The 23171-nt window shown below is 48.9% G+C and carries 19 protein-coding genes; 12 read left to right on the top strand and 7 right to left on the bottom strand.

The window, feature by feature from the left end:
• Positions 1-509: 509 nt before the first annotated feature.
• On the top strand, positions 510-1769 hold the full coding sequence (gene tyrS, locus KXG62_RS30820; RefSeq protein WP_218095838.1) for a tyrosine--tRNA ligase: 1260 nt from the start codon (positions 510-512) through the stop codon (positions 1767-1769).
• Between the two features lie 204 nt (positions 1770-1973).
• Here tyrS and KXG62_RS30815 read toward each other — a convergent pair whose 3' ends face one another.
• A complete protein-coding gene (locus KXG62_RS30815; protein WP_218095837.1) occupies positions 1974-2978 on the bottom strand; it encodes an ABC transporter substrate-binding protein in 1005 nt (334 codons plus the stop codon).
• A gap of 712 nt (positions 2979-3690) precedes the next feature.
• Here KXG62_RS30815 and KXG62_RS30810 point away from each other — a divergent pair.
• The 10 genes from KXG62_RS30810 (at position 3691) to KXG62_RS30765 (ending at position 17532) form a co-directional block, all read left to right on the top strand.
• Positions 3691-5088, top strand: a complete 1398-nt coding sequence (locus tag KXG62_RS30810) for an NHL repeat-containing protein (protein WP_218095836.1) — start codon at positions 3691-3693, stop codon at positions 5086-5088.
• Complete coding sequence (locus KXG62_RS30805) at positions 5055-8027, top strand: cadherin-like beta sandwich domain-containing protein (RefSeq protein ID WP_218095835.1); 2973 nt, start codon at positions 5055-5057, stop codon at positions 8025-8027. The genes KXG62_RS30810 and KXG62_RS30805 overlap by 34 nt, the downstream gene beginning before the upstream one ends.
• 398 nt (positions 8028-8425) lie before the next feature.
• Positions 8426-9034, top strand: coding sequence for a TetR/AcrR family transcriptional regulator (locus KXG62_RS30800; protein ID WP_246627720.1), 609 nt, complete (start codon positions 8426-8428; stop codon positions 9032-9034).
• Positions 9035-9085: 51 nt separating this feature from the next.
• Complete coding sequence (locus KXG62_RS30795) at positions 9086-9499, top strand: DUF4267 domain-containing protein (protein WP_218095834.1); 414 nt, start codon at positions 9086-9088, stop codon at positions 9497-9499.
• Positions 9500-9541: 42 nt separating this feature from the next.
• Positions 9542-9988 carry a DUF2269 family protein gene (locus tag KXG62_RS30790; protein ID WP_218095833.1) on the top strand — a complete coding sequence of 149 codons (447 nt, stop codon included), beginning with the start codon at positions 9542-9544 and terminating at the stop codon, positions 9986-9988.
• 234 nt (positions 9989-10222) lie between these two features.
• Positions 10223-11506 carry an ABC transporter substrate-binding protein gene (locus KXG62_RS30785; protein ID WP_218095832.1) on the top strand — a complete coding sequence of 428 codons (1284 nt, stop codon included), beginning with the start codon at positions 10223-10225 and terminating at the stop codon, positions 11504-11506.
• A gap of 144 nt (positions 11507-11650) precedes the next feature.
• On the top strand, positions 11651-14671 hold the full coding sequence (locus KXG62_RS30780; RefSeq protein WP_218095831.1) for a lamin tail domain-containing protein: 3021 nt from the start codon (positions 11651-11653) through the stop codon (positions 14669-14671).
• Positions 14672-15196: 525 nt separating this feature from the next.
• Positions 15197-16117 carry a sigma-70 family RNA polymerase sigma factor gene (locus tag KXG62_RS30775; protein WP_218095830.1) on the top strand — a complete coding sequence of 307 codons (921 nt, stop codon included), beginning with the start codon at positions 15197-15199 and terminating at the stop codon, positions 16115-16117.
• A 78-nt stretch (positions 16118-16195) separates the two neighbouring features.
• Complete coding sequence (locus KXG62_RS30770; protein WP_218095829.1) at positions 16196-16855, top strand: FMN-dependent NADH-azoreductase; 660 nt, start codon at positions 16196-16198, stop codon at positions 16853-16855.
• 74 nt (positions 16856-16929) lie between these two features.
• Entirely contained in the window at positions 16930-17532 is a 603-nt protein-coding gene (locus KXG62_RS30765; RefSeq protein ID WP_246627719.1) for an SDR family NAD(P)-dependent oxidoreductase, read from the top strand.
• 150 nt (positions 17533-17682) lie between these two features.
• Here KXG62_RS30765 and KXG62_RS30760 read toward each other — a convergent pair whose 3' ends face one another.
• The 6 genes from KXG62_RS30760 to KXG62_RS30740 all read right to left on the bottom strand — a co-directional run bounded on the left by KXG62_RS30760 (position 17683) and on the right by KXG62_RS30740 (position 21574).
• Positions 17683-19281, bottom strand: a complete 1599-nt coding sequence (locus tag KXG62_RS30760) for an ATP-binding protein (RefSeq protein ID WP_218095828.1) — start codon at positions 19279-19281, stop codon at positions 17683-17685.
• A 56-nt stretch (positions 19282-19337) separates the two neighbouring features.
• Positions 19338-19748 (bottom strand): LytTR family transcriptional regulator DNA-binding domain-containing protein, encoded by a 411-nt coding sequence (locus KXG62_RS30755; RefSeq protein ID WP_218095827.1) that lies wholly within the window; start codon positions 19746-19748, stop codon positions 19338-19340.
• Between the two features lie 199 nt (positions 19749-19947).
• Complete coding sequence (locus KXG62_RS30750) at positions 19948-20286, bottom strand: LytTR family transcriptional regulator DNA-binding domain-containing protein (protein ID WP_218095826.1); 339 nt, start codon at positions 20284-20286, stop codon at positions 19948-19950.
• A gap of 10 nt (positions 20287-20296) precedes the next feature.
• Positions 20297-20422, bottom strand: a complete 126-nt coding sequence (locus tag KXG62_RS34450) for a hypothetical protein (protein WP_281427047.1) — start codon at positions 20420-20422, stop codon at positions 20297-20299.
• 4 nt (positions 20423-20426) lie between these two features.
• Positions 20427-20915, bottom strand: a complete 489-nt coding sequence (locus KXG62_RS30745) for an accessory gene regulator B family protein (RefSeq protein WP_218095825.1) — start codon at positions 20913-20915, stop codon at positions 20427-20429.
• On the bottom strand, positions 20912-21574 hold the full coding sequence (locus KXG62_RS30740; RefSeq protein ID WP_218095824.1) for a hypothetical protein: 663 nt from the start codon (positions 21572-21574) through the stop codon (positions 20912-20914). Before KXG62_RS30740 ends, KXG62_RS30745 begins: the two co-directional genes overlap by 4 nt.
• 306 nt (positions 21575-21880) lie before the next feature.
• On the opposite strand from KXG62_RS30740, the gene KXG62_RS30735 reads away from it, so the two are divergent.
• Positions 21881-22999, top strand: a complete 1119-nt coding sequence (locus KXG62_RS30735) for a winged helix-turn-helix domain-containing protein (protein WP_218095823.1) — start codon at positions 21881-21883, stop codon at positions 22997-22999.
• Positions 23000-23171: the final 172 nt, after the last annotated feature.

The raw sequence follows: 23171 nt of genomic DNA, 5'->3' as shown, positions 1-23171 counted from the left end.
ATGATTTTCTCCACTACGACAACCTTCTTCAATTCTGCTCTGCTCAATGTCATGATCTCCTGTCCCATGGTGACATTATCTCAGAACAGTTACACAGTGACATTATCACAGCACAACGACACCATAGGCTGCTTGCGTTTGACAATAAGCCGGATTTGTGATTTAATCTTCGTTATAATTCAATATCGGACAAATCGATGATGGGCATGGTTAGAACATAACCGAGTAGGAAGAATGTCGAGTGCGCTCAGAGAACCGGTGGTTGGTGCGAACCGGTGCATGCATTTTTGCCGAATTACAGTCCTGAGATGGAAAAGGGAAAGGGCAGTCATGCCGCGAGTAGCTTTTGCCCGGCGAGCAGCCGTTAGCACAAAGAGTGAAAGAAGTCGAGGGCCATTGGCCTGTTCGCTTCTTTAATTAGGGTGGTACCGCGAGATAACCTTCTCGTCCCTTCGGGGATGCAGAAGGTTTATTTGTGTTTGAGGCGAGAATATGAGGAGGAACAGAAGATGAACCGATGGGATCAGCTAACCGAACAACAGAAGAACGAAGTGGAAAGGCAGCTGCAAATCGTTAGCCGCGGCGCGGCGGACATTATTCCGGCGGCGGCGCTCAAGGAAAAGCTGGCCGATTCCATTGCGGAAGGACGGCCTTTGCGGGTCAAGCTGGGGCTGGACCCTTCGGCGCCGGATATTCATATCGGGCATACGGTAGTGCTGCATAAGCTGCGGCAGTTTCAGGATTTAGGTCACGAGGTGCAGCTCATCATCGGCGATTTCACCGGACGGATCGGCGATCCGACGGGCAAATCGGAGACGCGAAAGCAGCTGTCTGAAGAGGATGTCGCGAGGAATGCGCAGACGTACCGCGAGCAGTTGTATAAAATCCTCGATCCGCAAAAAACGAAGTTTTATTTCAACTCCGCCTGGCTCGGCGAAATGAAATTCGAAGAAGTGCTGCAGCTGGCCGGCAAATTAACGGTGGCCCGGATGCTGGAGCGTGATGATTTTGCCAAGCGGTATGCCGGCAATCAGCCGATTCATATTCACGAATTTTTTTACCCGCTCATGCAAGGATACGATTCCGTTTCGCTGCAAAGCGATATCGAGCTTGGCGGCACAGACCAGACGTTCAACATCCTGATGGGCCGGACGCTGCAGGGCGCTTACGAGATGAAGGACGGGCAAGTCGCCATTCTGATGCCGCTGCTCGAAGGGCTGGACGGCGTTCAGAAGATGAGCAAGAGCCTTGGCAATTATATCGGCATTGACGAAGCGCCCAACGAAATGTTCGGCAAATCGATGTCGATTCCCGATGAATTGATGCTCAAATACTACGAGCTCACAACCTCGCTATCGAACGAGGAGCTGCAGCAATTAAAGCAGGGGCTGGAGGACGGCACGGTGCATCCGCGCGATGCCAAGATGAAGCTGGCCAAAACCTACATCGGCATGTATCACGGCGAGCAGGCGGCGATGGACGCGGAGAACTACTTCATCACCGTGTTCCAGAAACGCGCTTTGCCGGATGAGATTGAACTCATCGAGCTGAGCGAAGCGGAGCTGGAGGACCGTAAGATCTCGGTGACGAAGCTGCTGGTAACGCTCGGACTGCAATCTTCCGGCAGCGAAGCGAAGCGCAGCGTCGTCCAAGGAGCGGTCAAAATCAACGAGCACAAGGTCGACGACCCGAATGAGCGGATCGAAGTGCAGGACGGCGATATCGTGCAGGTCGGCAAGCGGAAATTCGCCAAGATCAGCCTGCGCTAACGCAGAACCGGACAACGGCAGCTTGAGCTCAGAGCATGCATCCAGGGAGGGGAAGGTTTTATTTCTCCCTGGATGATCATTCTCCGAGGTTATCCGGCCAGCGCTAACCGAATGATGCAGGCTTTGCCCTCTGCCGGACATGATGAGCAGGCCGCAGCGCGAACGCGATTGCCGCCGGGTGCAGTCAAGACACCGTTATTCGCTTTACGGATTGTTCAGGATCGAATCCGCCACGAGCTCCATGGATTTCTCGTTGGCCATTGGAAAGTCGACGTCGACATAAAAGGGCACGATGAATACATGTTTATTTTTAACGGCTTTCAAGTTGCTCCAGATCGCGCTTTGCTGCAACTCAGCGAGCCGCTTCTCCGCCTCTTTGTCGCCTCCCGCTACCGCGGAGCCAACTTGTATGAACAAGTAATCGGCGTCGAATTGCGGAAGAACCTCCATTGAGATTGATTCGCGCTTTTGGATCGAGTGTACTTTCTCGGGAACGGGAATCCCGAGATCTTCATACAGAATACCGGCAAGCCGGTGATCGGTTCCTTGGATCCGGAATTCTTTTTGCAGCACGCGCATGTATATCGCCGTTTTTCCTCCCGCCAGCTTAGGGGCAAGCTTGACTTTGTACGCTTCCGCCTTCTCCTTGTATTTCTTCAGCCACTGCTCGGCTTCGGCTTGCTTGTTCAACTGCTTGCCGAATTCGATAAAATCGCCCCGCCAATCTTCCGTCTGATTGACGACAATAGTCGGAGCCACTTTGCTTAGCGCTTCATAGTTTTGATTTTGCGGTTCCCATGCGATAATAAAATCCGGCTGAGCGTCCAGGATCGCTTCCGGATTGCCTTTCTCACCCAAATCTTTGACGCCTTGCAGCGCATTCGGTTTGAGCCAATCCAGATTAAGCCCTCCCAAGTAGCTGCCCATGGCAATCGGCTTCATGCCCAAGGCAAGAAGCGGATCGGCCAGCCGGTATTCCGAGACGGCGATTTTTGTGGGCTCGCTTGTTACGGTCGTTTCTCCCTTCAAATGCTTGATTGTTCTGGATTTACTGGCAGCGGCTGTTTCGCTCTTAGCTCCTGCTGGTGCTGCATTCCCCGCTAGCGGTGCGCTGCCGGTCGGCGGGTTCGCTCCGCAGCCTGATGCGAGCACAGCTGCCCCGAGCACGATTACCATGCCGTTGAAGAGCCCTTTCTTGCTTGAAAACATGACGATGTCCTCCCCTTTGCAACCAAATTAAATGAGAATGAATATCATTATCATCAAAATAATAATTTAGTTTTCTTTATTTTTCAACTAAAATATGTAGAATTCGTCTATCGACAATCGTATTTTGCGGTAGCGGGACGGAAGCACATGGATTATTTGTCTACGAAAGGGGAAACGCATAGAGCCCGGTCATTCGTTATTCGCGGGAACTCAAGTGAACAAACAATTACGATCTTTGCGTCTTGTACAAAGACTTGCATATCTCGCCCGCGAACGCCGATCCGTATCCAACCTACATCGAATGGATGAAGCCGGCATGGACTATATAAGCGGAAGGGAAGACTGTATCCATATTTCAAAAAAGCTAACGATATATGTGCGTCAGTTTCCGCTATGTACCCCCGGAAGATACTGCTTCATGGCGATCTCCATCATGAAAATAAACAGGCTCGTCGCTCGAACAATGTGAATACCTCATTGAAAATGTCATTCACGCAGATGCCGTTATGCAGCGATCTCCTTGACAACAGACTCGGCTTCGCGTGAGTAACTGTTGCAAGCGCTGCTGACCGCATTTTTCACGGATGAGAGAGGGTGTGAGGTAACGGCAAACCTTCTTTTCGGAAGAGAAGAAAATGTTCAGAATTTGTTCAGAGGGCGTGTGTTATAATAGAGCTCCATTCTGTGAACAAGAGAGAGGAAGAGCAGTACAATGCAGACATCGGAGACAGGCAATTTTGAAATGGACAAGCATCAGCCCGGCGCTCCGCGGCGGGAAATAAATGGAAGCGGACGGACGAAGTTTACTTCGAATCCATCGTTCGGCCTCGCTCGAGCAGCCCGAATCGTGCTAATGGCGATGCTGTTGTTTACGGCCATTTGCGCATTTCGTTTTCCGGCCGGTACACAGGCCGCAGATATGGTATGGAAGCCGCTGACGGATGCGTATGTGTCGGATCGGGGCACATACTACAACCAAATTATTGCGGATAACGGAACGCTTTATTATGCTTACCGCGATGACGATCTGTACGCCGCAGATCGCTTAACCAATAAGGTTGTGGTCAAAAAGTATGATGGTCAGCAGTGGACGGATACGGGACCTATAGCTACTGGAAATGTGGATTCGATACGGCTCGCGCTTGATCCTTCAGATCATGTGTTGTATGTAGCGTTTGTACAAAATTGGGTTGCGAAGGTATTCAAGCTGACGAATGGCGGATGGGAATCTTTGGGATCTGTTAAAAGCAATACGGCTGCCATCTCGTTAGCTGTAAATAACGGCGTTCCCTATGTGACCTTTGAGGATGGGGGCAATTCAAGCAAGCTTACGGTTATGAAATATAATAACGGCAATCAGACCTGGGGGCCAGTTGGAACGCCGAACTATTTCAACTACAAGAGAGCTACAAACACCATGCCGAGAATTGAAGTCAGCGGGCATATCGTGTATGTTGCTTACAAGCAGAATACAAGCTCGACGGTTATTGATTTGTCTGTCATGATGTTCGACGAGGATCAGCCGGCGAACGGCTGGCAGCAGGTCGGAAGCTTGCTGCCTTCTGTGGCAGAAAGTGGGCTCTTGTACCACGATTTCTACGTATTCGACGGTACTCCTTATGTGGCTTACCAGGATCGCGGCAATTCCAAAAAGCTGCGCGTTGTCAAATACGTCAACACGAACTGGGAGAGCGTTGGTCCCGATCAAGGTATTGTATCGGTCGGTAAAGCTGACTATGCTTCGCTTGCGAAGGATAACAACGGCCTATACCTTGCTTACCAGGATGGAACTAACGATAACAAACTAATGGTCAAGCAGTATAACGGCAACGCGTGGATGCCGGTAGGCGATGCTGCGATCCAAAGAAAGGAAGTTTACTACACTTCTCTATCGGCTGATAACGGCAAGCTGTATGTGGCCTATCAGGATGACGATACGTTACTTTCAAATCCCGTTGCGAACGCCCGGGCATTCGTTATTACGTACGGCACCCCGTTATCCGTTGCTTTATCTGATATTCCGGTGCCGTTCGGGACAGTCAAGTCGAATGCGCTGCCTTCCACGATTCCGATGACATGGTCGGTGACACGACTGACCCGGCGGCCGTGACCTGGGATCAGGGTACTCCCGAATACGACCCCAGAACGCCGGGTACATATAGCTTCAAAGGGCAGTTGACGATCCCTAACGGGAAGCATAACAAGGGGGAGCGCGAAGCAACGGTAAATGTGATCGTAGGCGATCCTTCGCATGATGCAGCATTGGCGGGACTTTCCGCTAGTAAAGGCGCGTTGCAGCCGGTCTTTGCGGCCCAGACCAAAGATTATAACGTGAGCGTAGCTAATGACGTAACTGAAATCAGTTTGACGGCCACGTTGAACGATACAAAGGGCAGTCTCACCATTGGAGGGAATCTAGCGGCAAGCGGCGTACCGTCGCCCCCGATTGCGCTGCAAGTCGGTCCGAACGTCATTCATGTGATGGCAACGGCGGAGGACGGGGTTATCGTCAACGACTATGCGATCACAGTGACGCGAGCTGGTTCGAGCAACGCGGAGTTAATGGGGTTGACGACAAGCGCCGGGGCATTGACGCCTGTATTTGATAGTGGAACAACAGCGTACAGTCAAAGCGTAGCCAATAGCGTATATAGCTTGCGTGTAACGGCATCCCTGAATGAGCCGAATGCGACGCTAACGATTGGAGGCGTGCCAGCAGCAAGCGGCGTGCCGAGCGCGGAGATCCCGCTGCAGGTGGGACCGAATCTCATTGCCGTTGAAGTCACGGCGCAGAATGGAACAAGCCGCGGCCATTATACCCTAACGGTCACACGTGCGGCATCGAGCAATGCGGAGCTGTCGAGCCTTGCGACCAGCGCCGGGCAACTGACGCCTGCGTTCGCCCGGGGAACGACGGCGTATGCACAGACTGTAGCCAATAGCGTCTACAGCGTAAGCGTAACGGCATCCGTCTACGAACCGAACGCGACCATAAAAATCGGAGGCGTACCGGCAGCAAACGGCGTGTCAAGCGCGGCCATACCGCTGCAGGTGGGTCCAAATGCCATTGCTGTGGATGTAACGGCTCAAGATGGAACGACAGGAAGATACACGATCACGGTAACGCGCGCTCTTTCAGGCAATGCGGAATTATCGTCCCTTGCGACTAGCGCCGGACAACTGACGCCAGTATTCTCGCGGGGAACGACGGCATACACCCAGACTGTGGCTAATAGCGTCTACAGTGTAAGCGTCACGGCATCCGTCTACGAGCCGAACGCGACCATGAAAATCGACGGCGTACCGGCAGCAAACGACGTGTCAAGCGCGGCCATACCGCTGCAGGTGGGTCCAAATGCCATTGCTGTGGATGTAACGGCTCAAGATGGAACGACAGGAAGATACACGATCACGGTAACGCGCGCTCTTTCAGGCAATGCGGAATTATCGTCCCTTGCGACTAGCGCGGGACAACTGACGCCTGCGTTTGCGCGAGGAACGACATCTTATGAAACGGTCGTCGCCTCCGGTACGCAAACCGTAACGGTAACAGCCTCGGTTTATGACCCGACCGCATCCTTATTCATTAACGATGCAGCGGTGGCAAGCGGTGCTGCTTCCTCGGAGATCCTGCTTCAGGACGGACTGAACCCGATCCGGGTGAAGGTGTTGGCGCAGGACGGCGTGACTGAAACGAGATATACGCTTTACGTTACTCGTTTGTTGGATGAATCCTCTAGCGAATCGGGTGCCGTATCCGGCGGCTCGGTCAACACAGGCGCGGGCACTGCACGGACACAAGATATTATCGTTGACGGGGTACGCCAGTCATCATGGGCTGCCTTCACTGCGGAGCAAGTAAACGGCAAGACCGTCGTTACGATAACATTGGATGAGCAGAAGGTGCTGGATCAGCTGGCTAACGGGATGGGACAGGTTATCTCCATTCCGGTTACTGTAGAAGCAGATACGATGATCGGGCAGTTGACCGGCCAGCTTGTTAAGCAAATGGCCGATAAAGAAGCGGTTATTGAGATCGGATCCGAACGTGCGATATACACACTTCCGGCTACCCGGCTTGATATCCGCCATATAGCTGACAGTCTGGAAGCCGGCATGAATCTTCAAGACATCACGTTTAGCATTCGGATCAGCGAAGCGTCTCAGGAGAAGGCTGATCTGATCAGCAATGCTGCCCGGGAGAAAGGCTTGACTATGGCGGCGCTGCCTATCGAGTTCGAAATCGAAGCTGCGTATGGAAACAACAAAATGGTTGTGACTGAATTTACAAGCTATGTTGAACGGGCCATTGGTCTGCCTGACAACGTCGACGCTTCGCAGGTAACAACAGGGGTTGTCTTCACAGCGGACGGCAATCTGTCCCCCATACCGACGCGCATCGACGTTCGTGACGGACACAAATATGCTGTATTGAGCAGCTTGACCAACAGCACCTACGCGGCAGTGCAAAGCTCGAAAGCATTCGCTGATCTGAGTGGTCATTGGAGTAAAAACGACGTGAATGAAATGGCTTCACGGCTTATTGTTAACGGCATGAGCGAGGATGCCTTCGCGCCGGACCACTCCGTTACACGCGCCGAATTCGCGGCTATGACCGTGCGTGCGCTCGGGTTACGATCCGGCGTCAGCACACAGCGAGCGTACCGGGATGTTGCTGCGTCAGACTGGTTCGCGGACAGCGTGTCGCTCGCTTCAGCCTTCGGTTTGATTGGCGGTTACGAGGACGGAACGTTCCGCCCGAATCAGAGCATTACACGCAGCGAAGCGGCCGTTATATTGACCCGCGCTGCCGACGTGGCTAAGCTGAATAAGGAACTACCGGCGAATAAGGCTGACGGGCAGTTGTCCGGCTTCAACGATGCCGCCGACATCGCCGACTGGGCTAAAGCATCGGTCGCCTTATTGGTGAACAAAGGCATTCTCCAGGGTGACGAGCAGCAGCACATTGCTCCTCAAGCTGCGGTGACCCGCGCCCAGGCAGCTGTAATGCTGAAACGGCTGCTCCAGCAGGCTGGTCTGATCGACTAGTTCTGAGAAGCCTTTTGACTTCTAGCTACCGGAATGAATGTATGAATCACAATGACGAGCTGGCGGTTTACGCTCGTACATAGAAGTTTCTATAAATACAAAGCCCTGTTTTTCAGGGCTTTGTATTTTTTTTAGAGTAAGATCAATTCCGTTCGTTTTTGTAAGCTTTCAAAATAAATATTGACATTTTCCATCGCGCGAGATATCTTAATAAAGAAAAATGAATAAACGGTTCATTCATGAAAAAGAAAGCGGACATGGGAGGATTATCACGACCGCCTTCCATGGGCACAAGATGGCCCGTAGCCTCGTAACGGTTATGGGAAATGTGCGAGAATCAACTCAAATAGCGTAGGTGCTTTAACAAACGATGATAAGCAGAGAGGAAGCAGAACGGAATGGAAGAGACGAAGATGAAGAAAGTACTTAACCCAAAGCCAGAGGCTTTAGCAGACGACCGAAGGGAACAGATTAAGAAAGCAGCATTGAAAGTGTTTTCCAAGCGGGGGCTGCAGGCGGCCAAGATGAACATGATCGCGGAAGAAGCTGGTGTCAGCCAAGGTTTGTCTTACCGGTATTTCAGCTCCAAAGAAGAGCTTTTTGCGATCCTCGTGAAAGAAGCACTAGAAGAAGCGGAATCCTCTTTGGCGGACGTCTCTCGGCTGCCTGGCTCACCAAAGGAACGATTAAGGGCTTTTACGTTGACTATGCTGGATGAAACCCATAAGGCGTATTTCATGCTTCTACGGTACGCCCAAATCGAGGAAGGTATGCCAGAGCAGGTACAGCAAATCTTGGAGACCTATCCGGCCGACCGGACGATCGGGCAACTGGTTCCGTTGTTCCATCAAGGACAACAGGCCGGCGAGTTTAGCGAAGGTGAACCGGATAAGCTGCTGTTTTTCTACTTGTCGGTCATAACCGGTCTGATGCTACAGGATGTCCCTGGTGACTATGGCAATTGGAAGAACGAGGTTGATCGCTTAATGAAGTTGATTCTAAAATGAAATCTCCGTGACTGAAGTGAACAAGGGTTCTAAACAAAGGGAGGCAGACAAATGAGTAAGCTTTATTGGGGACCAAAGTCAGTATCATTTTGGCTTGTGGGTCTTGTTACATTGTTAATGTTGTATTTAGGAGTAAGAGGTTTTGTCCAGCCAGAAGCTGCAATCCGAGATTTCGGGTTACCACTGCATGACGTTGCGGATAACTACCTTGTTTACATCAAAGCAGATCGTGATTTGTTTATTGGTATCTTCCTACTAGCCTTGATGTTATTTCGTATGAGAAAAGCATTACTTGTTGTGATGTTAACTTCCATTCTAATGCCTACCATTGATGCAATATTGGTCATTATGAATGCAGGAGATAAAACACCCTCTTGGATTCATATTGTTACTGCGTTATACGGACTTGTTGTTGGTGGTATGTTGTATCGAGAAGAACAGCGAACCAAAACAGCGAGTATATGACGCCATTCCATCCCATTCAGAATCAAGGAGGTAACCTCAACCATGTACACGTATTTGTTATTCATTCATATCCTATCCGCCGTAACGGCAATAGTTGCAATCATGGGCACTCCACTCATTATGAGCGGTGTTCGAACGACAGGTCAGGCTAAATTTGGGTTAGCTTTACAAGATAAGTTAGCAATCTTGCCTAAAATAGGAGGTACGCTACTTATCTTATCTGGACTGGGTCTCGGCTTCCTTCAAACTTATCTTTTTCGGGAGATGTGGTATGTAGTCTCCATTGCACTCTTCTTTGTTATTCTGATTATTGTGGCCGTCATGCTTCCCTCCGGCATGAGGAAGCAACTTGTGCTGCTGCAGCAAACGCAAGGTGAATCCTTACCTGATACTTATCGACAAAGTCGCAGACGCTCTGCGTGGTTGGAGGGGATTGCTAATCTAGCAGTATTTATCTCTATTATCCTAATGGTGTTTAAGCCGTTCTAAGAGCTTGATCCATTTATAAAAAGTCTACTTTTGATATTTTACGTTTCAACAGGTCGTCTGGAACCTCCGATCAGTTGGAACGTTTTTTTTTACAATTAAAATAAAAAAATGTAGTGATACCCTTTTCAAAATTCGATTAATGAAATATAATTTAAAAATAATGATTGAAATCATCATTTACATGAATTAAAGTTTCAAAATGAAGTTTGTAAAATTCAAAATTGGGGGAAGAAAATGAAAAAGTCGATTGTTATTGCAAGTTTAAGTATGATGGTGGCAGTAACCGGCTGCTCCACCAAGACAGCGGAGCAACCTACTGCGGAAGTACAACCAGAGAAATTCGAGCCGGTCACATTAACTCTGTATCAAAGCGGCAACTATTTATCTGAAGCGGATTTTAAAACATTAATTACAGATCCGGTAAAGAAAAAGTATCCACACATTACGGTAGAGAATCATGTTTCGAAGAGTGATTTGCCAGACTTGATTGCTGCTGGAGAATCGGTAGACTTTTTCGTCACATACAATGGCAATATGTCCAAATATTTGGATTTGGACGTTTACAGCGATATTACTCCACTGGCTAAAAAGCTAAATTTCGATTTAGGCAAGTTTGAGCCCCGCGCATTGGATGCGATTCGTTCCATCTCGGATAAGAAGGAGCTTTACGCCCTGCCGTACAGCAATAATTTGAATGCGCTTTATTACAACAAGGACATATTCGATAAGTTTGGGATCCCTTACCCTAAAGATGGGATGACGTGGGGGGATACGATCGAGCTTGCCAAGAAAGTGACCCGAACTGACAACGGAACCAAATTCCATGGTCTAGAAGTAGACAGTGTATCCCGATTAACATTCCCGCTATCGCTGGTCCACGTCGAGCCAGGTACGAACAAAGTACTCATCAACAGCGAACCGTATAAACAAGCGTTTGAGACAGGTAGGGATATTTTCTCAATACCCGGAAATGAATATATTAATGGCGGTGCGGCATCGTGGAACAGGTTTATTAAAGATATGACGGTAGCAATGGAGGCGACTGTTAATTTGTTTCTGCGGTTCCCGGAAAACCCTGATCTGAAATGGGACGTCGTCCAGTTCCCGAGCTACAAGGACAAGCCCAATACCTTTGGTATGGACGATCTGCATATAGCGATTCCTATCAAAACAAGCAAACACAAGGACGATCAAATTCGAGTTATGGAAGTGTTGTTCTCCGACGAAGTTCAATCCATCATGGTCAAGCAGACAGCACGTGTATCCGTCTTGAAAGATGCAAAATATGTACAAATGTTTGGGCAAGATATTCCAGAGCTGAAAGGGAAAAATATCCCGGGGATCTTTAAGAGCAAGCCGGCTCCGACACCTGTTTTTTCCAAGCACCAGCCTAAGGCTCAATCGATCCTGAATACAGAATTCGAGAACGTTATTAAAGGCAAGAAAGATGTGAATACAGCCTTGCGGGATGCTGAGGAGCTGACCAAAAACTATTTATTGACAGAAGCAGCCAAGTAGAATTCCTTCTGGTTCTGCCATATTCACTTTGGCCAAGCTGAAAGATGGCTTGGCCAAAGTTAAAGGCTATTTTGTAAGCGGTTCCACGTGTTCAACGTTCAGATTCTTGGGCCCTGGCACTCAACATTTAAAGGAGGACTCCTAATGTTAGAGATTTTGAAATCGAAGAAACATTTGCGGTTGTTTGCATGGTTGGCTATGGTTGCAGGCATTCTTATCTCCTTGTCCTCGGCGACTACAGTTAGCGTATTTGCCGCTGTGACGCCTGTTCTTACGATCACAGAAATTCACCCCAATTCAACAGGAATAGAGGCTTATGAATTTATCGAGATCAAGAACAACTCATCTTCCTCCGTTGATCTTGCTAATTACAAGGTTGACTATGAAAGAGTTGGCGCTTCAACGAAAGTATGGGACATGACTACCAGTCAGACGCTGGCGGCCGGAGCGGTTGAGGTGATCTGGATATTCCAGAACGACTCCGTAGGCAAGACGAAAGCTGATTTCAAGGCTAACTTCAGCATCAGCATACCAGATTCGCAAATTTACATCCTTGACGTTCGTGCCGTAGGCGCCGGTACGGGACTTGAGAACACAGGTCTGAAGTCCATTGTGCTCAAATCCGATAGCGGTACGGAAGTCAGCAGGGCTGCTTATAACGATCAAACCGGCAATGACACTGGCACGACAGTGGACGGCGGAGAGAACAAAAGTGCAGTGTATGAATTCCCGCAATATTTAAACGATGGCAACAAAACCATGCGGAAGGTTGCAAGAGGTTCCGCTCCTTCACCTGGCGGTTCGTATACGGCAGCAGAAGCGCCAAGCATCTGGATTACCGAGATGATGCCGAATCCTGTTGACGACGGGTTTGAATATATTGAGCTGTATAACAATACGACATCCGACATTAATTTGTCGGGGTACAAGTTCAAGCGAGTGAATGATTCAATCACATGGACGTTCGGATCGTTCACGCTACCGGCCAAAGGTTATGCAGCCGTATGGATATTCAATAATCTTTCAACAGGGTATACGACTGCCGATTTCAATAACCACTACAATACAAATCTGTCCAGCACACAGCTTTATAAGTTGGATTTGGGTACATACAGCGGTTTGTGGAATAGTGCTGGACCGAATACTTATGAAATTCTGAATAGCTCGGGCACAGTTATATGCTCCGCCAGCTATAACGATGCCGGGACTACAACAGACGCCAGCTTTGAGGATCGAAGCATCTTATACGATTACCCGGTCACGAACACGAAGATGATGAGAAAGGTAGCCAACGATCAGTACGCGACGCCGGGAGAGCCTTACAACATGTTTTATGGTCAACTGCACAGTCATACCAGTTATTCAGACGGTGTGCAAACGCCGAATGATGCCTATCTGTGGGCTAGAGATAAAGGGCATGCTGACTTCTTTGCCGTCACGGATCATTCCCATTATTTCGACAATGTCAATGACTGGGCGAATAGCACCGAGTGGACAGATTTGAAGCAGAAGGCCGACTACTATTACAATGAGAATAAATACGTTTCTATTGCGGGCTATGAGATGACTTGGCATAACCCAACCGGGCGCTGGGGACACATGAATGTGTTTAACACGGACTGGTTCGAGTATAAGGAGAATCTGAAGATGAATATGCCTGCCTTTCTCGACAAACTGAATCAGTCCCCGGCTGGGTTCGCCCAATTTAACCATCCGATGCTTACGGAGTGGGATAATACGAAGAAATGGGATTACTGGACGCCGGAGCGGGATAATCAGGTCGCGTTAATTGAAATCAATGATCCTAAGGAGCAGTACGATACGTATATACATGCTTTGGATAAAGGCTGGCATGTCGCACCTACCAACAACGGCGACAATCATAGTGCGAATTGGATCACACGCGATAACAATAGAACCGTCATCTTGGCGCCAAGGCTGAACCGGGATGCTCTATTCGATGCGATACGCGCCAGAAGAACGTATGCGTCCTGGGGTGATTCCGACATTAGAATCAACTACCGGATCAACGGGAAGGATATGGGGTCCAGACTTACAGGGCAGTCCAGTCTGGCAGTGAAGGTGGATGTGTACAATCAAAACGCGGACAATATTTCCAAAATATCCGTTATTGCTAATGGAGGAACGGTCGTTGCCTCCCAGACGTATTCGACCAATAAAGTATCGTTTTCCACAACACTCTCACCGAATTACAAATATTATTTCATTCGTGTGGATCAGGCCGACGGCGATTGGGCGGTGACGGCTCCGATCTGGATCGAAGATCCAATACCGGCACAATTGTCCATGGACTTGAAGGCTTCAAGTGTCAGCGGAGTACCTGTCAAAGTAAACGCCAATGTAAAGAACACGAGCGGATCCTCCATGTCGAATGTGATCGTAGACTTCTATAAAGATACCATCAGCGGCACGCCGAAAGGATCGACGACGATTTCTTCCATTGGAGCGGGAGCGACGGGAACGGCATCTCTCGAATGGAATCCAGGCATAACAGGCAACTACACGATTATAGCGAGAGTAACGATTCCGGGTAGCCCAGCACGTTATTTGGTCGGTAAAGCGGTCGTTCCCGAGCTAATCATAACCGAACTTGGAGTTAACACAACCAACGGCGCCGATCCTAACAACTCTCAATACGAATTGTATGATTTTGCTGAGATTTACAACAACTCAAAAAATACGATTAATTTATCAGGGTACAAGATTACCATTGGGCCTACTACGGGATCGAGCCGATATACGTTCGATATTTCCGGTACGTTCAACATTCCATCCCATTCTGCGGGTATCATATGGTTCAAAAATCCGCAAAACACATCTTTGACCGTATCGGATTTCAATAGTAATTTTGGTACCAGTCTAACGAGCAGTCAAATATACTCGGTTTCCACAAGCGAAGAAGGACCTTCCGGCTATCTGGTTAACGGCGGGGGTGCTCGGCAAGTATGGATCATCAAGGATAATGGGGATATTGTAACGATGTCCGAGTACAGCAGCGGACTGGATCTGAAACTGGACACGACGCAAGAGAATAAGAGCATTATGTTCTCTTATCCTACAGACGGCACGTATGCGAATAACAAGCTGAATTACGACCAGCCCCCTACACCTGGCTCGGTCTCATCCAGCCAGTATCCGAACTGAGATATGATTGCGGCTCACTTGTAAAGAGTCTTCTGAGTTAACGGGAACATAGGTGTTGCGAAAAAGGCGATTGTCCGGCATGTACCGGAAATCGCCTTTTCTCACATTTCCTTACGATTTAGCGGTTAGTCACCGTTATTCCGAATCAGGCCTAAGCTCTACGCGAGTCGGCTTCGGTTGGATATGTTCCATCCAGGTTAAGTATTGATTTATGCGTTCTAAAAAAAGATTCTGCGAACCAGAGCTTCCCCTCTCGGTCCAACGCGAAAAGACCCATTACAAAACTGTAAATATTTACAATATGCTCCAGCCCCAAAACTTGAGTCACATAACCTGGGGTATAGAGTCCCCACTTGTCTTTATCTTTTTCCTGAGCCTCCTCATATTCAATTGACCGTACCGTGCCCACAAAAAAACATTGCCGCATGCGGGATTTGTCAAACGATCGTAAAATGAAGAAAGGATTCCGGGTCCATTATGATACAATAGGTGGAAACCTGCGGAGAATAAAGGTGGGCGACGAGAATGGATACAACCGCTTTATATAGAGAGTATAAACCGCTGCTGAGCAGCATCGCTTACAGGATGCTGGGTTCACTAACGGATGCCGAAGATATGGTGCAAGACGTGTTTGCTGAGCTGGAGAAAAAGCGTGTCGGTCAGATCTTGCATGTTAGGGCTTATTTACTAAAAATGGTTACCAACCGGTGCATCAATGGGTTGAAATCGGCCCGCAGAACACGTGAAGTGTATATCGGACCTTGGCTGCCGGAGCCGGAGGTGCATAGTGCGGTGGAAATTCCGGAGGAAATGGCGGTGCGTACGGAATCGATCTCCTACGCGCTTCTCGTCCTTCTTGAACAGCTGTCGCCGTTGGAGCGGGCTGTCTTCATCCTTCGGGAGACGCTCGACTATGATTATCGTGACATTGCGGAGCTGCTGGGCAAGAGCAATGAGAGCTGCCGGAAGCTGCACAGCCGAGCGAAGCAAAAAATCAACCATGGGATGATTCGGAAGCAGGAAGGTGAAGCGCCGATTGTGCTGCCGATTGAAGATGTTCAAGCCGGTTCCTCGCACGCCAAGCAAGCGGAGGTGCTCGCACGCTCCTTTATGAACGCTGCGCTTACCGGGAATTTCGAGCCGTTTGTCGGCATGCTGGCGAATGAGGCGCGATTGTATATGGATGGCGGCGGCAAGGTAAGGGCAGCTGTTTTCCCGATTATCGGCAGTGGACGAATCCTTGCTTTTCTTCAAGGCATTGCACCCAAAAGCCTTGGGTCCAACAATCAGCTGCTTGTCGACGTGAACGGGCAGCCGGGCCTTCTGTTGAAAAGGGACGGCGAGCTCTTCGGGGTCTTGTCCTTCCAGTTCGACAGCGATTCGCGGCCTGTCCGATTGCTCATCGTTACGAATCCGGATAAGCTGAAACATGTCTCCCTGGAGTGATGGTGATCATGTCACAAAATCGGTCCGCTATTTGTCTATAAATATGTATCAGAATAGAGGATAAGGGAGAGATCGAACTTGGAAAAACTGCTCGTTATTAACGCACATCCCAAAGTGGATGCCGATTCGTCCGTAAGTCTGCAAGTGCTTCATCATTTTCTGGACACTTATAAAAAAGTGAACCCCGAAGGACCTGTCGAACAAATCGATTTATACGGGGAACACATTCCTTGCATTGACCGTACCTTTTTAAGCTTACAGGAAAAAAAGGGGAGAGGGGAGCGATTGGCGGAAGAAGAACAGGCGCTCAACTCTCGCATGTCGGAAATTTTGCAACAATTTAAAAGCGCGAAAAAATATGTCATTGCGATGCCGCTGCATAACTTTAACGTTCCGTCCAAACTAAAAGACTACATGGATAACATTCTGATCCCGAAAGAGACGTTTGCCTATACGGACAAAGGATCGGTCGGCCTCCTGAACGACGGCAGGAACGTCCTTGTCATTCAAGCGAGCGACGGGATCTATACGAATCATGATTGGTACACGGAAGTCGAATATTCCCACAAATTTTTAAAAGCGATGTTCAACTTTTTGGGAGTCGACTACCAAATCATCCGTGCACAAGGGAATCATTCCTTGAAAAGGGATGAAGTAGTAGCTAAAGCTTCCCAAGAAGCGGAGTCTGCGGCTATTTCCTTTGCAGGGGCTACAATGGACTGCACCAGTCAAGCTTGAGGTTCAGGAATCGTTGGATAAAATACAATGCGGCTGTCGATGCGTGATCGGCGGCCGCAACTAAAGCGTAGTTGTTGACGATCGGGATGAGCCATAAACCATTATTCGTCATCGTCGGTTCCGGGCCGGGAGTAAGCGCAGGTATAGCCAAGAAATTCGGAAGCCATGGCTTCCGCGTGGTTCTCGTATCAAGAACCCAATCAACACTCGAGCGAAACTTGGAAGACCTTCGGCAGGCACATATTGAATCATATGGAATCACTGCTGATGTTTTGGTATATAATGCGGCACACATCGCACCTGGAGACCCTCTTTCGTTAACCGAACAGCAGCTTATTGAAGATTTTAAGGTGAACACGGTCGGTGCGTTGACCAGCGCTCAACAAGTCATTCCGGATATGGTTGAACGTAAGCAGGGGACGCTCTTTTTCACAGGGGGCGGCATTGCGCTGACTCCGAATCCGCTTTATACCTCTTTATCTATTGGCAAAGCCGGGATCCGCTCTCTTGCGCTTTCGATGGCCGAGACATTAGCTCCTTACGGAATTTATGTAGGGCAAGTTCTAATCGCTGATCATGTCCAACAGGGGACGTATTACGATCCGGATCGGATAGCTGATGTGTATTGGAAATTATATAACGAAAAGAACCCGGCGGAATATTTATTTAAGGAATGATCCTATTACGAACGCGCGAGTGGGATCGAACCGCGGCGGCAGGCTGGATCTTGAAATCAAGGCCAGTCTACCGCAGTTCACCGCCGTTTTCCGGCCGGATCCCGACCAAACATTCCTCGAACGCATTCCTCTGAAAATAGCCTGGGTCTGCTAGCTCGCCTGCTTTTGCGATACAGGCAAATGGATACGAATCGTCGTGCCGCGATTTAACGTGCTCTGTACCTCGATTGTGCCGTTATGATCCTGAATCGTCTTCTGGCATACGGACAGTCCCAAGCCGGTTCCATTTTCTTTGGTCGTGTAGAAAGGATCGAATATTTTTTGCAGCTCCGGGACGGGAATCCCTTCTCCGGTATCTTCAATTTCAATGACGGCGGTTTGGCTGTTATTTTGCATCAGGCGAATTTGAAGAACGCCGGTATCTTTCATCGCTTCGAGTCCATTCTTGACGATATTGAGCAGCACTTGCACCATTTTATCGCGATCCATATCGATATAGATCGGGGACAAGCTGCTGTGATATTCAACGCGATGGCCGTACAATGTTGCTTGCGATTCGGACAGGCTGACGACCCGCTCGATGCATTCCTGCAGCACTTGCGACTTTACATTGACAATGTGCGGCCTGGAAAACTGCAAAAACTCCGAGGTTAGCTCGCACATCCGCGTCACTTCGCTCTCCATAATGTCATACCAGGGCTGGATATTATAATTATGTTTTTGGGATATTTGCAAGAAGCCTTTGATCGTCGTGAGAGGGTTGCGAAGCTCGTGAGCCATACCGGCGGCCAAATCGCCGACGACATTGAGCTTTTCCGTGCGCAGCATTTGCTCCTCCCGCTTTAACCAATTGTCCTTCTTCGTTTGCAGCAATTTATCTTCCGTTAATGAGAACAGATCATCGAGGGATGATCTTTCTTCCGGGTAAAGAGAATACACGAAGATCATTTTCAAATCAACCCAATGCATGAGCCGTACGCCGATCAATTCATGGATTTCCGCAATCGTATTTTCTTGGTAAGGGAGACAGACGATGAATTTATCGCCTTGCCGGGAAATGATTTGCTCCCCGGGAAACGAAAATTTCAGGAATTGGGCGATCTTCTTCAGCGTTTCATTGCCGACGAGAACCCCTTGCTCATCGTTCATTGCTTTGAAGTTGGTACAGTCGACCAGCACATGCACGAAAGGCCGCCGGTCTGCGATCAGCTTGTCCACCTGCTCGTAATATTCCTGATAGTTCAGCAAGCCCGTCAGCGGATCATGCGTTTGCAGTAAATCTTTATCGATTCGAAGCGATCGTTTCTCGCTTTCCAAATCTTTAATATACCGGATGATCAGGACCGCCATCAGAGCGGGCAGCACATCCGAGAGCAATACGAGCACAGCGTGCTCGTTGTCCGTCGCGTGGCTCAGACGAATGAAAGTGTACTGTGCAATAAACAATACGGAGATAGCCAGCGACTTGAGCAAACCGGCTGCCCGGTAAATCGGCTTCAGCGCGACAAGCAGATAAAGGCTGTAACACCAGTCCAAATGGCTGTACCAGTGAAGCATGCCGAGAAACAGCAATTGAAAAAGAAAAAAACCTCGCGTATATTTGTTTTCTACGTATACGGCGCCTAAAAACAGCAGACCCGTTACCATCAACGGGAAAAGATCGGATGTTCTGTGGAGGATCAGTGCCGAGCAAACGATAAAAGCAACCATGGCGGGAAGGGATATGAGGTATAAGATTCTAATATTCATTATCGGACTCCCAGCTGTCGAATGATTCGTACGGTATGGCGTAGCGGCTGCTCATTCTACCGCATAAACTTTCTGGCCTTGTTCCACAGCGGAAACCGACCCTCCATTTGACGCGATATGATCTTTTTGCCCGGAGATCTTCGAATGTATTGTTCCACAGCATTCCGATGAATGCGTGCTACGGATGCCGTTTGATCCGAATCGGAAAATCGCAGCACGAGCGATTTCTCCTCAAAACAGGACACTTTCTTGAAGTTGACGAGATGCGATCGGTCGGTTAAACGGAATAAATCGGATTCCAAGTCTTCGGCGAAGCTTTCCAGCCCCCGCTGCTCAAGGTACTTCTTATTGCCGATCACGAATACGGTAAGGCGATCTTTATGTACAGTAATAAAGTCGCAGTCGTCGGTATGTATGTTCAGCTTTTCACCTGTTTCCATATCTTTCACATAAACCCAAAAACCCATGACTTCATTTCACACCCAGTAATATTATATTCAAGAACGACAAGTCGTTCCTGTTGCAAGTATAATATCACAGTTTTTTCCATCGAAAAATAGCGGAAAAGGTACCCCAAAACGGTATGGAAATATAGCTTGAAATCTATTGACAATTTTCGTTAAAAATGATATGAGCCACTCACTACGTTGAACGTAATGATGTGGCTCATTGTTTTAAGTATTTTTTGTGCCTCGCTCGTGATACGGTAACATACGTGCCGTCATCAAAACGCGCCTCGATTTTGCCGAAAACCGATGTGACGACTTCTTTGATCTTGCTTAAATTGGTGATGTTGTCGGTATCAAGTCTCACAAATCCAAACTGGGCAAAAAATCCTTCCGCCGATTCGATAGATCCCATGAGAGCAAATTCCAATTCTTCACCGTAATCGGAGTGTACAAAAAGTTTGTACTTGTGATTCTTTTTGGAGTAAAAGTAATAGACTCGATTGACTTGGATATCAACTCTGTTCCCTTCAACATCGGTGCAATTTAATAGAATCATAACATCGCTCTTACTTCAGTTCGGCAGGAACTTCTTTTTCTCCGAGCGGCAACTTTTGAACAACAACGAAAGCAAGCGCGCAGACGCCAAGAAAAGACGAAGCATATTTTGCAGCAAGCATTGTTACTTTTTTCATACTCTCACCTCCTTTCCGGAAATAATGAGAACGTGTACACAAGGCATACTAGTGTAAGTGCTTGATCGGCCAGTGTTGAAAGAAATATAACCAGTCCAACGGCCAATATTCTGCGAAAAAGGTTTGTTTTGGATCTGATCAAGATCACGGCCGAGCTGATGAGAGTTGTAGGCAAAATAAGATAGGCGGGATAGTACAAGTGCGGGATCGGAGCAATAAGCGCGGTGGTCACGATTACACATAATGTCAGAGATTTGAAATGGCCGCCTTTTGTGAGCATTCTCAGAGCCCCGAAAATAACAAGAACCATTAGTGTCTCTTGAAATGCCGCCGTAGCGGCACCGATATAAAGAATGAGGAATATGGTCAATCCTGTGTTGATCAGCAGGCTGAGGGCGTACGACATGACCTCGACGCTTTTTGTCTCCTGAGGATTGGCCTTTTTGATAGCGACCGATACTTTGTGAGCAACCATATCTATCGGATCTCTCATAATCGATATTCCTCTTTATAAGCGAGATATAGAACGGCGACAAGTGTTAGTAAACCGACCAAAACAACTTTATAACCGACGCCGCCAAAATTAATGATCCAGAACATTACGCTTGTCAATAGCAGCACTGCAATGGAATGGAAAGTGAGCGTTATTTTTTCTCGCTTGGTTAGTTTTCGAATCCGCTCGTGAGGCGGAACGGCAACATAGGAGAAGCCTAGATTAAACTTGTATATGAGAAATGAAATAAGCGCGCCTGTACACTCGCAAATGAACTGGAACGTAAAAATACCTAGCCCGGATGACTGCATCGCCACATTAGAAGTAACGATTCCGAGCGAATCCAGCAGCATGAAGACGATAATGACGAATTCCGAATACGCAAGAGTGCCGACAAGCGCTAAGGTGAGGGAATGGTACGGATTCACTTTGATAATGAACCTCAAAGAAAGCACGATGATCGTAAACTGTCCAACCATATCCCACTCAGGAATGTGGAGTACCATTCTTGTAATGAATGATTCTATAGAACACAAGAGTGCAATAAGGATGCATTCCTTGATGTAGGAGAAAAATGGCCACCTAAACATGATAAATATTAGGGACAACGTCACCAGCACATCAAATGTCCCCAAAATTAAAAACAAAACCTGCTCCATCCTTCTTTCACCTTTTCCCCGATGTCCGTCCATATTCGCTCTATAATCCCAAATATACTCCAAAATACATCAAAATTCTACTAGTTTTTATTGGTTTTCATTTGCTTTTTTTGGAAATGGGGCAGCCGCGTCGAAAAAATTGAGCTAAGTTGGGGCAAAGGACATGATTCTGTGGACTCAGCATGTCGGTCAAGTTTCCATTTACATCCACTTCGTTATTCGATATAATATACGTAAACACGTAATTACGTAATAATAAAAAACTCACTTCTACGTGTTATTTCAATTGAGGGAGTGTGGCATCACATGAAAAGGGATTATGGCGCCGAACTGGACGCGTTAAAAACGCAAATGGAAGAAATAGAGAAGCTGGTCCGGCAGATGGCCGGACGGGAGGCGAAATCCGCGGCGGAAGAGGGGAAAGGATACGAGGAAAAGCCGCTGCTTGCAGCTGCGGGAGCGGAGTCGAGCGCGATTTATTTCTCCGGCTCGTATCGCAGCGGGGATCGAACGGTGCGGCTCGAGCCGCAGGAAAGACAGTCGGACGAAGTGCTTGGCCTGAACCGCGGCAAAGCGGCTAAGGTGCTTGCTGCGCTCGGGCATAAGCAGCGGCTGGATCTGCTTCTTGAAGTATGGAATGAGCCCCTTACGGGCGGAGAGCTCGTGGAACGGCTCCAAATGGGGACGACGGGGCAGCTGTACCATCATCTGAAGGCATTGACGGGTGCAGATCTGCTGATGCAGGAAGAACGGGGCGGGCGCTACACCGTCCCGGCGCATCGCCGGTTTCCGCTGCTGCTCCTGCTGTCGGCCGTCTCCGATTTAATCGATACGAGCGATTATATCGATATGACGGAGGCGCGCAACGAGGCGCACAGCTATTTGGGCATCGCGACGAAGGAAGGATACGATGTGCACCAGCTGCTGTGGGCCGTCGTCGGCAATTCGGTCGACGAGCACCGGGCGGGCTACTGCAGTGAGGTCAGCATCTACTTGCATGACGACGGAAGCGTGACAGTCGCGGATAATGGCCGGGGCATTCCGACCCGATTGTTGCCGCAAACCGACCAGCCCGCTGTACAATCCGTATTGACCCAAATCGGACAGTTCACCGGGCCCAAAGAAGGAACGTCGTTTTTCGCTCCGGGTGCGGAAAAAGAAATCGGAATTGCGGTCGTCAATGCTTTATCGCGGACGCTGAGCGTGGAAATTCGCCGAGACGGCGGCGTTTATCGTCAAGAATACCGTCACGGCATTCCGCAATCCGGGCTAATGACGGTCGGGGAGACGAACGTGACGGGAACGACAATCACATTCAAGCCCGACAGCGAATTGTTTGCGGGCCCGTTTGATAAAGCGGAGATCGAGGCGCAGGCAGGCGAGCTGGTGAAGACGTACCCAGGGCTGCGTCTGCGTATTCAATGATTTGAGAATGGAGTATCCCTGCGGGCGGAGCGAATGAAGCTCCGTCCGCTGCTTTGCGTGGGCGGAAGCCGGGCTTTGTGCGCTGCGGCGGGCCAGCGGTACCCTCTGGAGGTTCGGCCGGGTACCGCGCGCTGCGTCGGAGCGAAGACGACCGGACCTAACATAGCAGGAC

The organism is Paenibacillus solanacearum (assembly GCF_910593845.1).
Classification (GTDB): Bacteria; Bacillota; Bacilli; order Paenibacillales; family NBRC-103111; genus Paenibacillus_G; species Paenibacillus_G solanacearum.
Note: the sequence above shows the minus strand (reverse complement) of the source record. Positions and strands in the feature narration are given on the sequence as shown.

Excerpts from the sequence above, each read along its gene's own strand:
- tyrS (WP_218095838.1), top strand. The coding sequence starts at position 510 with ATGAACCGATGGGATCAGCTAACCGAACAACAGAAGAACGAAGTGGAA.
- KXG62_RS30815 (WP_218095837.1), bottom strand. The coding sequence starts at position 2,978 with ATGTTTTCAAGCAAGAAAGGGCTCTTCAACGGCATGGTAATCGTGCTC.
- KXG62_RS30810 (WP_218095836.1), top strand. The coding sequence starts at position 3,691 with ATGCAGACATCGGAGACAGGCAATTTTGAAATGGACAAGCATCAGCCC.
- KXG62_RS30805 (WP_218095835.1), top strand. The coding sequence starts at position 5,055 with ATGGTCGGTGACACGACTGACCCGGCGGCCGTGACCTGGGATCAGGGT.
- KXG62_RS30800 (WP_246627720.1), top strand. The coding sequence starts at position 8,426 with ATGGAAGAGACGAAGATGAAGAAAGTACTTAACCCAAAGCCAGAGGCT.
- KXG62_RS30795 (WP_218095834.1), top strand. The coding sequence starts at position 9,086 with ATGAGTAAGCTTTATTGGGGACCAAAGTCAGTATCATTTTGGCTTGTG.
- KXG62_RS30790 (WP_218095833.1), top strand. The coding sequence starts at position 9,542 with ATGTACACGTATTTGTTATTCATTCATATCCTATCCGCCGTAACGGCA.
- KXG62_RS30785 (WP_218095832.1), top strand. The coding sequence starts at position 10,223 with ATGAAAAAGTCGATTGTTATTGCAAGTTTAAGTATGATGGTGGCAGTA.
- KXG62_RS30780 (WP_218095831.1), top strand. The coding sequence starts at position 11,651 with ATGTTAGAGATTTTGAAATCGAAGAAACATTTGCGGTTGTTTGCATGG.
- KXG62_RS30775 (WP_218095830.1), top strand. The coding sequence starts at position 15,197 with ATGGATACAACCGCTTTATATAGAGAGTATAAACCGCTGCTGAGCAGC.
- KXG62_RS30760 (WP_218095828.1), bottom strand. The coding sequence starts at position 19,281 with ATGAATATTAGAATCTTATACCTCATATCCCTTCCCGCCATGGTTGCT.
- KXG62_RS30755 (WP_218095827.1), bottom strand. The coding sequence starts at position 19,748 with ATGGGTTTTTGGGTTTATGTGAAAGATATGGAAACAGGTGAAAAGCTG.
- KXG62_RS30750 (WP_218095826.1), bottom strand. The coding sequence starts at position 20,286 with ATGATTCTATTAAATTGCACCGATGTTGAAGGGAACAGAGTTGATATC.
- KXG62_RS34450 (WP_281427047.1), bottom strand. The coding sequence starts at position 20,422 with ATGAAAAAAGTAACAATGCTTGCTGCAAAATATGCTTCGTCTTTTCTT.
- KXG62_RS30745 (WP_218095825.1), bottom strand. The coding sequence starts at position 20,915 with ATGAGAGATCCGATAGATATGGTTGCTCACAAAGTATCGGTCGCTATC.
- KXG62_RS30740 (WP_218095824.1), bottom strand. The coding sequence starts at position 21,574 with ATGGAGCAGGTTTTGTTTTTAATTTTGGGGACATTTGATGTGCTGGTG.
- KXG62_RS30735 (WP_218095823.1), top strand. The coding sequence starts at position 21,881 with ATGAAAAGGGATTATGGCGCCGAACTGGACGCGTTAAAAACGCAAATG.